Here is an 11,318-nt window from a genome sequence, read left to right as displayed (position 1 = left end):
AAGATGAAGCCATGCTTCGCTTCACCAGCGGCCGTCGAGCGTTAGCGCGCCGATTCGGATGTCAGGCGCTCGAACTCGGTCGCATATTGCTTGGCCAGGGCGGGTACGCCGACAAACAGGTTGAAGTTATCCGCTGTCTTCTTCGATGGCGTTCCGGCGCGCGCCTTCTGCATCGCCGCTGCCGTGAACCCGGCGCTGCCGAAGGCGACCCGGTCGTCGTCGCAAATCACGAAATTCTGATGCATGCCGCGGTTGCGTGAATGAATCAGCGGGGTAATGCCACCGGCGCGAAAGCGGGCGGCTGCGTTGTTCTTGTCGGGACCGGTCTGGGAGGCGTCGAGCAGGACGCGCACGTCAAGGCCGCGCACCTTGGCCTGGATGATGGCCTGCGCCACGTCCGGCAGGCTGAACTCATTGGCGGACACCCAGACGCGGTGCTGCGCTTTGTTGATGAAGTCAACTAAGTAGAGGGCGATATCGTCCTGCGAGGAAAACAACACATCGGCCCCCGCCGACTCGCCGCGAAGTTGCACGCGTTCCGCGAGGGCGGACGACGTTGTCGCGCATCCAATTGCGCAAACGAATCCAATAATTCTCATGTGAAATTTTTTCATTGCGTTTTTTTGTAGGTAGAATGGTGCATGGCATCACGCAGGGCAGAGGAAATATTGCAAAAGAAGTATCGCACGATTTTGCTGCTTCAGAACTTTTTTGCACCCCTTCACAGGGTGGGGCGCGCCCCGGGAGGGCGATTGGTATGTTGCATAAATTCAACAAAATTATACAATATGAGTTGACATCAAGCATGCGTAAGTTGACAATAAGATAAATAAAATATTTCCTGCCCACTAAATGATTATCTGTGACATTGTTGCTTAATTGTTGCCGTATGGCAATGTGCAAGGCTGGAAACTCAACAATATGAGGGATTTGGAGAGTATTGAGCGTTTGTCCGTCAGGTCGAATGACGCGGATCGCAACAGTGGTGTCAGACAGGCGGAATGGACGAATGATCGATTTTGTGTTTCTCGCGCAACAGTGTGCGCCGGGTGTCCATGTCGACACGATGCAGCGGATCGTCCGTGTCGAGTCCTCGTTTAATCCCTATGCCATCGGTGTGGTCGGCGGGCGGCTTGAGCGCCAGCCGCGCAATAGTGGCGAGGCGCTGGCTACGGCGCAGTGGCTTGAGAAGAATGGCTACAACTTCAGCATGGGCCTGGCGCAGGTGAACAAGCGCAATCTGGCCAAATACGGGCTGACACTGGCGACCGCATTCGATCCATGCAGGAACTTGAGTGCGGGAAGCGCAATCCTGGCGGACTGTTATCAGCGGGCGGGCAAGACAGGCCGCAGCCAACAGGATGCGTTGCGCGCGGCATTCAGCTGCTATTACTCGGGTAATTTCATCAGCGGATTCCGGCTGGGGTATGTCCTGAAAGTGGTTGGCGCGGGTGGAGGCGGAAGCGCTCCATCGCCGCGTATTGCGCTCAATCAGGCGCCCAGCGTGGGAGCAGCGAATCGCCCGCTACGGTCGCGCAGGGATAGTGGCAGCACGCTGCGCATGGCCAGTGATCCTGGCTCCACCAGCGGGCAGGCAGCGGCGGTTTCCCCGCAATCGAATAGCGCGTTGTTGTTTTAACGCGAGACTGGCAATACGAAAACCGCAGGCGCAGGAGTATCCTTTATAACCATCTATTAAGCTCAAGCGTGGAGGACATAATCTCATCAGACAATTTATTTGCCTTAGCACGAGAATGAAACTTCAGCAGTATACCACTTTATAATTTAGAAAGAAATTTAATGAAAAACACGTTTGCCAAACTGGAAGCCTTCAAAACGATGCGCAACAACTATGCAGCACGCCTGACGGTGGCCGCAGTCGCCCTGATGTCGTCGCCTGCGTATGCGCAGATTTCAAAAGTGAACTCGGTGATGACCAACGTCCAGACGGTCCTGACCGGCGTTGCCGTGACCTGCTTCACGATCTCCCTGATGTTCGCGGGTTTCAAAATGGCATTCCAGCACTCCAAGTGGTCGGAAATCAGCAATATCGTCATCGGCGGCATTATCGTCGGCGGCGCGGCTGGTATTGCTGGCTGGCTGATCAACTAAGTCATGTCCGGATATCGCGATCCCATCTTTCGCGGGTGTACGCGGCCCGCGATGTTCGCGGGCGTGCCGATGCTTCCTTTCTTGTTGATTTCAGGTGTATTCCTGACATTGACCGTCTGGACGTTCTACCTGGTGAGCGGGTATGTCTCGCTCTTCCTGGTAATGGCTTACGTCCCGCTTTTTGTAACCATGCGCGCCGTGACGAAAAAAGACGATCAACGGCTGCGCCAGTTGCTGATGCGCGCGCGGATGCGTGTGCGCCAGCAAGCCAGCCGCCAGACCTGGGGCGCTATATCCTTTTCACCGTTACGGTATAAACGCCGGAAATAAGTATGAATATGAGATCGAAAGAAGCTGTACAAGCGGCGGCGGATGCGCAAATTCCATCCGCCGACTATATTCCGTTTGGAACGCATATAGCGCCGAACGTCATCAAGCTGAAGAAATCCGGCGACTATATTGTGATCTGGCGTCTGGAAGGAATCTCCTTCGAGACCGCTGACGTCGATTTCATTCATACCCGCAAGGATGGCCTGAACAGCTTCCTGCTGGCCCTGGGCGGCGGTCAGTATTCGATCTGGTCGCACAAGGTGCGGCGCCGGGTGCGCGAACGTCTGGACGGCCGCTACGAAGATGATTTCGCGCGCGAATTCAACGACCGCTACAACGCCAGTTTCGACGCGCGCGACCCGAACACCGGCCAGCTTCTGCACAAGCAGATGGCGACCGAGCTGTATATTACGCTGATCTATCGTCCGACGCCCACACGCGGCGCACGCCTGTTCAGCAAGCTGACGGCGCGCACGTCGGCCGAGCTGCATGCCAAGGAAAGCGAAAATCTCGACATCGTCGACGATATGGCCAAGCAAGTCACGTCGAGCTTGCGCCGCTATGAGCCGCAACGGTTGACCACGTACACGCGCGGCGGTACGGTGTTTTCGGAAATGGGCGCGTTTTTGGGCTTTTTGACGAACGGCGTATGGGAAGACGTTCCGATGCAGCGCGCGAATATCGCGGAGTATCTCCCGACCTCGCGCCTGATGTTTGGCGACAAGAACGGGATGATGGAAATCTGGCACCCGCTCGAGCACAAGTACGCCGGCTTCCTCGATTTCCAGGATTACCCCAAATTTTCCGAACCCGGCATGAACAATGTCATTTTGTACGGCGACTACGAGTACATTGAAACCCAGAGCTTCTCGATCCTGAACAAGCGCGATGCCATGACGGCGCTGGAGCGCCAGAAAGGGCAGCTTGAATCGTCCGAGGACGTCTCCGAGCGCGAAGTCGAGGAAATGGACGAGGCCATGGAATCGTGCAACAGCGGCACGATCGCGATGGGAGAATACCATTACACCCTGGCGATTTTCGGCGATACGCTGGGCGACGTTGCGAAAAATATTCAGGAAGCCCGCACCGCGCTGCAGGATGGCCCGGGCTTCAAGATGGCGGTCATCGATGCCATTCCCGAGTGCGCCTGGTTTGCGCAGTTGCCCGGCAACTGGGATTTGCGCCCGCGCGAAGCATCGATCACCAGCCTCAATTTTGCGAGCCTGAGCCCGTTCCACAATTTTGCGCGCGGCAAGCGCGATGGCAATCCGTGGGGCGAAGCGCTGGCCCTGATGCGCACGCCCAGCGGTCAACCGTACTACCTGAACCACCACGTCTCGCCCGAGGACAAGGATTCCACCGACGAGAAAAAGCCGGGCAATACCGCGGTGATCGGTACCACCGGCGTGGGCAAGACGACCCTGGTGATGGGTCTGATGCTGTTCGCGCTGAAATACAAGGGTTTGCGCGGCGTGTTTTTCGACAAGGACCGTGGCGCCGAAATCGGCATCCGGCGCCTGGGCGGGAAATACTATGCACTCAAACGCGGCGAGCCGACCGGCTTCAATCCGTTCCAGCTGCCGCCGACCGAAACCAATATCGAATTCTGCGAGAAGCTGGTGCGCTTGCTGGCCGGGCCTGCACCGCAGGAGGTCAGGGCGGCGGAAGACGCTGAAATCAGCCATGCGGTCAGGACCGTGATGAGCGACAAGGTGTCGTTCGAATTGCGGCGCCTGTCGGGCGTGTGGCAGAACCTGAAGGTCACCCAGGGCGGCAACAGCCTGCGAGACCGGCTCAAGAAATGGACCGGAAATAATCCGCGCGGCTGGGCATTCGACAATCCGCGCGACACCCAAGATTTCAGCAATACCAGTATCCAGATCTACGGCTACGACTATACCGAATTCCTGGACGACGAGGAGCTGCGCACGCCGATGATGGCGTACCTGCTGCACGTGACCGAGTCCCTGATTACGGGCGACCCTTTCATCTACTGGATGGAAGAGTTCTGGAAGCCGCTGATGGACGAGTACTTCACGGATTTTGCCCTGAACAAGCAAAAGACGATCCGGAAGCAGAACGGCCTGGGCGTGTTCCTGACACAATCGCCGTCGGACGTGTTGCAGCACAAGATCGGCAAGACCATGGTCGAGCAGTCGGTCACCAAGATTTTCCTGCCGAATCCGGCCGCCGATCACAAGGATTATGTGGAAGGCTTCAAGGTCACCGAGCAGGAGTTCAACATCATCAAAAATCTGGGCGAGGACAGCCGCCTGTTCCTGGTCAAGCAAGGTCACCGTTCGGCCGTGGTCAGGTTCGATCTGGGCGGGATGCCGGACATCCTGAACATTATTTCCGGTTCGACCGATAACGTCGAGTTGCTCGACCAGATTCGCGAAGAAGTGGGCGACGATCCGAAAGTCTGGGAACCATTGTTCCATCAACGCATTGCCGCGCGCCGGGCGCAGATTAAAACCAAATGAGGAGCTTAATCATGTTGCAGTCGAAACTGCCTTTAATGGTGTCATGTTTATCCCTCCTCGCCTTGGGCGCGTGCAACAACAGTGCGAAAGATGATGGGAATTCAGGCACCAAGAGCGCAATCGATACTTTCGAGTATAAACACGATCCGGACAAGTACAAGGACCGGCCAGCGAACGTGAATGCGCCTTCAGCCGGCGCTGAATCGGTGGCCGGCGAAAACAGGGCGAAAAATGACGGAAATTCCGGCACCAAAAGCGCTATCGATACGTTCGAGTATAAACATGATCCGAACAAGTACAAGAACCCGCCAGTGGGTGTGAACGGTGCGCCGGCGAAAGCCCAAGCGGTGGACAGCGCAACCGGCGTTCCATCCAACTCAGTGAAGGAATAGCAGAATGGGAATCGCAACTCAGTTAGAGCTCTCCATTGATGAATTGCTACTAAATTTCGTTACCAAAATCAGCAGCCAGTTGATTACGGCTCTGGTGCCGATTGTGCTTACCGGCGCCACGATCTACATCATCCTGATGGGATTTGCCATCATGCGCGGCGAGGCAAGCGAATCGGTCCGGACGTTCTCGTGGAAGTTGTTCCGGATGGCTTTCATCGCAGGGATCGCGCTTAGTGTTGGCGTCTACCAGTCTTTTATCGTCGACGGGGTTCAAGGACTACAGAAAGGGCTTATTCAGGAGGTTTCTGGCAAGGAGTCGGTCGGTGACTTGATCGATGCCATGTCCAAACCTTATGAGAAGCTGGGATCCTCTTTGTTGGCGAAGGCATCGACTGGCAACTGGTCCAAACCGGGTATGTTGATTTCTTCCGGGCTGGTCTTTGCGGGCCAAGCGTCCTTGTTTATCGTGGGATTAGGGTATTTCCTGGTAGCCAAAGTGGGACTGGCGCTGGTGCTGGCGGTGGGACCATTGTTCATCATGTTAGCGATGTGGCCCGGTACACAGAAATACACCATGAACTGGATCGGTACCGCGATGAATTACGTTCTCTTGAATGTACTGCTCGTGACCTGTGTTGCGATGCTGACCGACATTGCCAGTCAGTTTGCCGTGCACGTTACCGCCAAAGAGGCGCTGTCGGGGGCGGGAACGGTTAACGTCATTTCGTCGACCATGGCGTTGTTTATCTGCTCGTGCGTGCTGCCGACTGTCATGCGCAATGTTCCTCAACTTGCCACTGCGCTTGCCGGCGGCGCGACCATTTCCGGTATCGGACGTGACATGGCAAGTGCCATGAGTGGCGGCGGCGGAAAAGCCGCCGAGGGCAAGGCGTCCAAGCCGAAGAGCGCGGGAAGCGCACAAGCACCTAAGACTCCGAAGGAACCGCTGTATTGTGGCAACACTAACTACAGCAAACCATCAAAATAAGGAAGCATCGATGAAACGCATATTAGCATCCGTAACATTGGCGGCGCTGGGTCTCGCGAGCAACCCGGCCCAGGCCCAGGGCATTCCTGTGTACGACAATCTGGGTTTGCTTAAGCAGATCGCATCATGGACAGCGCAATTCCAGCAGATGAAGAGTCAATATGACCAGATGAAAACGCAATATGAAGCGTTGAGGGGAACGAAAGGCTGGGGCGATCTTCTGATCAACCCGGCCCTGCAAGGTATTGTTCCGAAGGACATGGCGAATATTTACAGGGCGGTGCAGGCAGGCGGAAATCTAAGCGGCACCGCAGCGGCTTACCGCGACGCTGCAAAAATTTATATGTGCGAAAACCGCACCGGGCCGGATTATTCGGCGTGCCGGGGCTTGTTGAATACCAATGCGCAGTCGCAGGGATATGCGGCCGACGCGTTGGCGCTGCTCGATACGCGCATGACGCAGATTGACTCCCTGCGGGCCGCCATTAAAACCATGGTTGAGCCCAAGGATATTGCTGACTTGCAGGCGCGGATTCAGGCAGAGAATGCCCAGGTGGCCAACGATACCAGCCGCCTCATCATTTTAAAAGCGATGGCGGACGCCCAGGCCCACGCAGTCGAGCAGACACTGAAGGAACATGAGTTGAAATCCCTGGCGAGCGACGTCAATGCCGGCGACGACTTCGTGTACAAGAAAACACCGTAATCATCGAGTTAAATCGGAAAATCAACGATGTCAAATAAAGAAACAGTGAAGGCGGCCGACGAAGCCGCTTTCTATCAAGAAGCGCGCGGTTGGGAAGCTGACCGGATGGCCATGCTGCATAAATCGGAGCGGCGCGCGTGGCGCATCGCGGGCGGCGCCTCACTGCTGGCCCTGGCAGCGGTGATCGGTCTTTCCACGCTGGCGCCGTTTCGCCGGACTGTTCCCTACCTGTTCGGCGTGGATAAAGCCACCGGCAATGTGGAATATGTCGGTGCGGTGGATGATCGCGCCGTCACCGGATATCAGGAGTTGCTCGACAAGCATTGGGCGGCAAGATATGTCGTCGCCAGGGAGTCGTATAACTTCAAGCTCCTGCAATCGGACTACGACATGGTATTGGGCTTGAGCGACGATAACGTCGGCAAGGATTTCGCCCGCCTGTACGATGGCCCGAACGCGCGCGACAAGAAATACGGCGCCAGCATGGAAATGAAAGTGGCTGTGATCAGCGTGCAGCGTTCGCAAAACGCCGTGGGTTCGGTGGCGGTGGTTCGTTTCAGCAAAACCACCAGGCGCGTCGAAAGCGAAGCCGTTGAACCTCCGCAGTATTTCGTCGCGACCCTGGCGTATGAATATAAGCCGAGCATGTTTGGTAAAGAGCAGGATCTGATTGCCAATCCGCTGGGCTATAAAGTGACAAGTTACCGCGCCGACTCCGAGCTCGCTCCTGTCATCGTGGCCCCGGCCGCATCGCCAACCGCATCGCCAACCGCAGCCCCGGCACCGGTACCGGCTGTGCCTGCGTTGCCGGCAAGCCCGACATCGGCCGCGCCACCCGCACCGGCGGAGCAGGTTCCGGCCGTGACGACAACTGGTCAATAGGGAACGCGCATGAAGATCATATTTGCATTGCTGCTTGCGGCAGCTCAGTGTTCGGCCGTGGCCGCCGAGTTGCCGGCGCCCGGTCAGCATGACCCCCGGGTGCGCTACATCACGTATAAAAAGGATGAGGTCACCGTCATCTATGCCCGTCGCGGTACGGTGACGCGCATCGTGCTGGCAGACGATGAGAAAATCATCAAGGATGGCGCGGCGACCGGTTTTCCATCGGACTGTTCAAAAGCCGACCTCGAATGGTGCGTGCGCGCCGATGTCGGGGCCAATCAGATCTGGCTCAAACCGAAGGACAACGCGACCTATAACAACCTGGAACTGAAAACCGACAAGCGCGATTACAGTTTCGACCTGCGCTTGTTAAGCGACCCGCCGACCGACCCGTCCAAAAAACTGGCCAGCAGGCGCGGTCTGGAAAACGAGCCGATGTTCCGCGTGATTTTCCGCTATCCGATGGCCTTGCCTTCCATGGCTTCCATGCTGGCGATGGCGAACACGCCCGCAACGGCGCTGGCTACCGAAAAAGCGCAATTGGAAGACCGGCTGGCGATGGCGACGGTCAAGCCCGCCAACTGGCGCTATTCGATGCAAATCCTGAAAGGCGCCCAGGATATCGCGCCCTCCATGGTGTTCGACGATGGCCGCTTCACCTACTTCCGTTTTCCCGCCAATCGGGAAGTACCGACGATCTACCACGTCTCGCCGTCCGGCGAGGAGTCGCGCCTGAGCTATCACATGGACGACAAGGACGACGAACTCGTTGTGGTCGAGCGCATGGGGCGGCGTTTTGTGCTGCGCCTTGGCGAGGCGGTCATCGGAATCTGGAATGACGCCTTCGATCCGGACGGCATCCGTCCCCAAAATGGCACGACGGTCGACGGTGTTTCGCGCGTCATTCGTGAAGGAAAATAAAAATGGAAGATAGAGACTTGAACAACAGCGCGCCCACTCCCCCCGAGTCGAGGGGGATCGTGTCGGTGAACAGCCGCGGCGGTTCTTCCAGCGGCTTGATGGGCAAAGTCATTTTTGTCATGGTGCTGCTCGCTGCGCTGGTGATTGGTGGCCTGATTTCTTTTAATAAGTACAGGGCTTCCCAAAAAACCGAAGAGAACCTGGCTCAACAAAGTTCCAAAAATGAGAATAAGCCGGCTGCCGTAGGCCAGCGCCGCAAATTCGATACCGATCCACCGCTCGTGCCTGCCGATGCCGACGGCGGGAAAAGCGCGGCTATCCGCCTGCCGCCGCCGCTGCCGGGGCAGGGGCAGGGATGTGCCGACAATAGCCCCGGCCAGATTCTGCTAGGTGCCGATAGCAAACCCATGATGGCGCCATCCGGCCTGCCGATGCGGGTCTGCGCAAACGGCCAGATACTTGTTCCCGCGCTTGCGCTGCGGCCCGGTGAGGCACCGATCGGTGTCGCCGGCCAGCCTGGTGCCGCGCAGCCGGGCGGCACGCCGCGTCCGAGCCGGTTCGCGGGCGACGTTATTGTCCCTCCCAGCAGCGGCCTGGCCGGTATGGGCGGCGGTAGCGACCCGTTGTCGGCCGAAGATCCGTTCGTCAAGGCGATCCTGGCCAATTCGCGTGGCGGGGCGGGCGCGGGCGCCGCGGCGCCGTCGGGTGCACCACCGGCGGCGGTGCCGCCGGCCAACGTTGCCGCGGCAAGCCAGCAAGGTCCGATCGCTAACCTGCTGCAACCGGCGCCGACACCGAACGTTACCGCAGGCATGATTGGCGACCGCAACATGATCTTGCCGAAAGGGCGCACGATCGACTGCAATCTGTCGACTCGCGTCGTGAGCGAAGTGTCGGGCATGGCGACCTGCGTGTTTTCGTCCAACGTCTACAGCGACAATGGCCGCGTGGTGCTGGCCGAGCGCGGTTCGGAAGCGACGGGCGAGTATAACTCCGTGTTGCAGCAAGGGCAGCGTCGCCTCTTTATCCTTTGGACGCGAATCAAGACCCCGCGCGGCGTGACGGTCAACATCAACTCGCCGGCCTCGGACGCACTGGGCGCCTCCGGCATTGAAGGCTATATCGAAAACCGCTGGATGGAACGGATCGGCGCGGCTTTCCTGTTGTCGCTGGTGCAGGACGCGATCGCCTTTGAAACGGCGAAAGCGACGGCCAGCAACGGCGCCGCGGGCGGCGTGACCATCATGGAAAAATCCACCCAGACCGGCAATACCATCGCCTCGAAGGTACTGGACAGCACCATCAACATCAAGCCGACCCTGTACAAGAACCAGGGCGACAGGGCCTCGATCTTCGTTGCACGCGATGTCGATTTCGGGAGCGTTTATGCACTTCGAGCCAATTGATCTTCTCGCCAATGACGCGATGGTGCGGGAGTTGTTCCGCCCCCTCGTCGACTTTCTGTCGATTCCGGGCGCCACCGAGATCGCGGTCAACCGCCCCCACGAAGTGTTCGTGGAGGCCGGCCCGATCTGGAAGCGCTATGACGCCCCTTCGCTGACGTTCGAGCAATGCGTCTCGCTCGCGCACGCCGTGGCCTCGTACACCGAACAGCATATCGGCCCCAGCGCGCCGCTGCTGTCGGCGATGCTGCCCGGCGGCGAGCGGATTCAGATCATCTTCCCGCCCGCGGTCGAACGCGACACGGTTTCGATGACGATCCGTATCCCGGATTTTTCCACGCGGACCTTCGAAGACTATGAACAGCAGGGATTCTTCGGCAAATACCGCTGGCCGCGCCCGGTCCAGCTGGAAGACCGGCGGCGCGACCTCAAGCAGGTCGACCTGAAGCTGATCGAGCATCTGGAAAACAACCGCCTCGGCGACTTTCTGCGCCTGGCGGTCAAGGCGAAGAAGAATATCGCCGTGGTGGGCGATACCGGTTCCGGCAAGACCACATTCATGAAGGCAGTCTGCCAGTACATTCCGAAGGATGAGCGCCTCATCACCATCGAAGACGTGCGCGAGCTGTTTCTGCCGCACCATGCCAACCGGGTCCACCTTCTGTATTCCAAGGGCGGGCAGGGAGCGGCCAAGATCACGCCGGCCGATCTGATCGCCAGCAACATGCGGATGAAGCCGGACCGCGTCCTGCTGGCCGAGCTGCGCGGCGGCGAAGCGTTCGACTTCCTGAAACTGCTCACGACCGGCCACAGCGGCTCGATCACCAGCTTCCACGCAGAGTCGTGCGCGCTGGCGACCGAACGCTATGTGTTCATGTCCAAGGAACACGAGCAGGCGGCCATTTATGACGCGGCCGCACTCAAGCGCCTGGTGGCGCTGACGATCGACATCATCATTCACGTCGAGGTTGAGAAAATCTACGACGACGAGGGCGAGCCGGTGCGCAAGGACCGCTACATCTCGGAAATTTCTTTCGACCCCGTCGCCAAACTGGCCACCCAGTTCGGCGCCGCGCAATTGCATCACGCCTGAAGGTA

12 protein-coding genes are annotated in these 11,318 nt (G+C 58.2%); 11 read left to right on the top strand and 1 reads right to left on the bottom strand.

Translation table 11 applies throughout. From position 1 onward, the window contains the following. Nucleotides 1–41 precede the first annotated feature (41 nt). Nucleotides 42–533 (bottom strand): phospholipase D-like domain-containing protein, encoded by a 492-nt coding sequence (locus tag RBA41_RS21160; RefSeq protein ID WP_306626228.1) that lies wholly within the window; start codon nt 531–533, stop codon nt 42–44. 476 nt (nt 534–1,009) lie between these two features. On the opposite strand from RBA41_RS21160, the gene RBA41_RS21155 reads away from it, so the two are divergent. The 11 genes from RBA41_RS21155 to virB11 all read left to right on the top strand — a co-directional run bounded on the left by RBA41_RS21155 (nt 1,010) and on the right by virB11 (nt 11,313). Next, the gene (locus RBA41_RS21155) at nt 1,010–1,639 is read left to right on the top strand and encodes a lytic transglycosylase domain-containing protein (RefSeq protein WP_306626227.1); all 630 of its coding nucleotides are present in this window, start codon (nt 1,010–1,012) and stop codon (nt 1,637–1,639) included. A 161-nt stretch (nt 1,640–1,800) separates the two neighbouring features. Continuing rightward, a complete protein-coding gene (locus RBA41_RS21150; protein ID WP_306626226.1) occupies nt 1,801–2,112 on the top strand; it encodes a TrbC/VirB2 family protein in 312 nt (103 codons plus the stop codon). 3 nt (nt 2,113–2,115) lie between these two features. Further along, complete coding sequence (locus RBA41_RS21145; RefSeq protein ID WP_306626225.1) at nt 2,116–2,442, top strand: VirB3 family type IV secretion system protein; 327 nt, start codon at nt 2,116–2,118, stop codon at nt 2,440–2,442. Nucleotides 2,443–2,444: 2 nt separating this feature from the next. Further along, nucleotides 2,445–4,925, top strand: a complete 2,481-nt coding sequence (locus RBA41_RS21140) for a VirB4 family type IV secretion/conjugal transfer ATPase (RefSeq protein ID WP_306626224.1) — start codon at nt 2,445–2,447, stop codon at nt 4,923–4,925. Between the two features lie 11 nt (nt 4,926–4,936). Beyond that, nucleotides 4,937–5,317, top strand: a complete 381-nt coding sequence (locus RBA41_RS21135) for a hypothetical protein (protein ID WP_306626223.1) — start codon at nt 4,937–4,939, stop codon at nt 5,315–5,317. Nucleotides 5,318–5,321: 4 nt separating this feature from the next. Next, nucleotides 5,322–6,305: a TrbL/VirB6 family protein gene (locus RBA41_RS21130; RefSeq protein WP_306626222.1), complete on the top strand. Its 984-nt coding sequence runs from the start codon at nt 5,322–5,324 to the stop codon at nt 6,303–6,305. A 10-nt stretch (nt 6,306–6,315) separates the two neighbouring features. Then, nucleotides 6,316–7,011 (top strand): TrbJ/VirB5 family protein, encoded by a 696-nt coding sequence (locus RBA41_RS21125; RefSeq protein WP_306626221.1) that lies wholly within the window; start codon nt 6,316–6,318, stop codon nt 7,009–7,011. A 27-nt stretch (nt 7,012–7,038) separates the two neighbouring features. Beyond that, nucleotides 7,039–7,893: a VirB8 family type IV secretion system protein gene (locus tag RBA41_RS21120; protein WP_306626220.1), complete on the top strand. Its 855-nt coding sequence runs from the start codon at nt 7,039–7,041 to the stop codon at nt 7,891–7,893. A gap of 9 nt (nt 7,894–7,902) precedes the next feature. Further along, nucleotides 7,903–8,817 (top strand): TrbG/VirB9 family P-type conjugative transfer protein, encoded by a 915-nt coding sequence (locus RBA41_RS21115; protein WP_306626219.1) that lies wholly within the window; start codon nt 7,903–7,905, stop codon nt 8,815–8,817. Nucleotides 8,818–8,834: 17 nt separating this feature from the next. Beyond that, nucleotides 8,835–10,223: a type IV secretion system protein VirB10 gene (gene virB10, locus RBA41_RS21110; RefSeq protein ID WP_306626218.1), complete on the top strand. Its 1,389-nt coding sequence runs from the start codon at nt 8,835–8,837 to the stop codon at nt 10,221–10,223. Beyond that, nucleotides 10,204–11,313: a P-type DNA transfer ATPase VirB11 gene (virB11, locus tag RBA41_RS21105; RefSeq protein WP_306626217.1), complete on the top strand. Its 1,110-nt coding sequence runs from the start codon at nt 10,204–10,206 to the stop codon at nt 11,311–11,313. Before virB10 ends, virB11 begins: the two co-directional genes overlap by 20 nt. Nucleotides 11,314–11,318: the final 5 nt, after the last annotated feature.

The sequence above is a fragment of the Massilia scottii genome (assembly GCF_030846495.1).
Taxonomy (GTDB): Bacteria; Pseudomonadota; Gammaproteobacteria; order Burkholderiales; family Burkholderiaceae_D; genus Telluria_A; species Telluria_A violaceinigra.
This window is presented reverse-complemented; position numbering and strand designations above follow the sequence as displayed.

Coding starts and splice junctions, on each gene's coding strand:
- RBA41_RS21145 (WP_306626225.1), top strand. CDS start 2,116: ATGTCCGGATATCGCGATCCCATCTTTCGCGGGTGTACGCGGCCCGCG.
- virB11 (WP_306626217.1), top strand. CDS start 10,204: ATGCACTTCGAGCCAATTGATCTTCTCGCCAATGACGCGATGGTGCGG.
- RBA41_RS21120 (WP_306626220.1), top strand. CDS start 7,039: ATGTCAAATAAAGAAACAGTGAAGGCGGCCGACGAAGCCGCTTTCTAT.
- RBA41_RS21115 (WP_306626219.1), top strand. CDS start 7,903: ATGAAGATCATATTTGCATTGCTGCTTGCGGCAGCTCAGTGTTCGGCC.
- RBA41_RS21140 (WP_306626224.1), top strand. CDS start 2,445: ATGAATATGAGATCGAAAGAAGCTGTACAAGCGGCGGCGGATGCGCAA.
- RBA41_RS21150 (WP_306626226.1), top strand. CDS start 1,801: ATGAAAAACACGTTTGCCAAACTGGAAGCCTTCAAAACGATGCGCAAC.
- RBA41_RS21155 (WP_306626227.1), top strand. CDS start 1,010: ATGATCGATTTTGTGTTTCTCGCGCAACAGTGTGCGCCGGGTGTCCAT.
- RBA41_RS21135 (WP_306626223.1), top strand. CDS start 4,937: ATGTTGCAGTCGAAACTGCCTTTAATGGTGTCATGTTTATCCCTCCTC.
- RBA41_RS21130 (WP_306626222.1), top strand. CDS start 5,322: ATGGGAATCGCAACTCAGTTAGAGCTCTCCATTGATGAATTGCTACTA.
- RBA41_RS21125 (WP_306626221.1), top strand. CDS start 6,316: ATGAAACGCATATTAGCATCCGTAACATTGGCGGCGCTGGGTCTCGCG.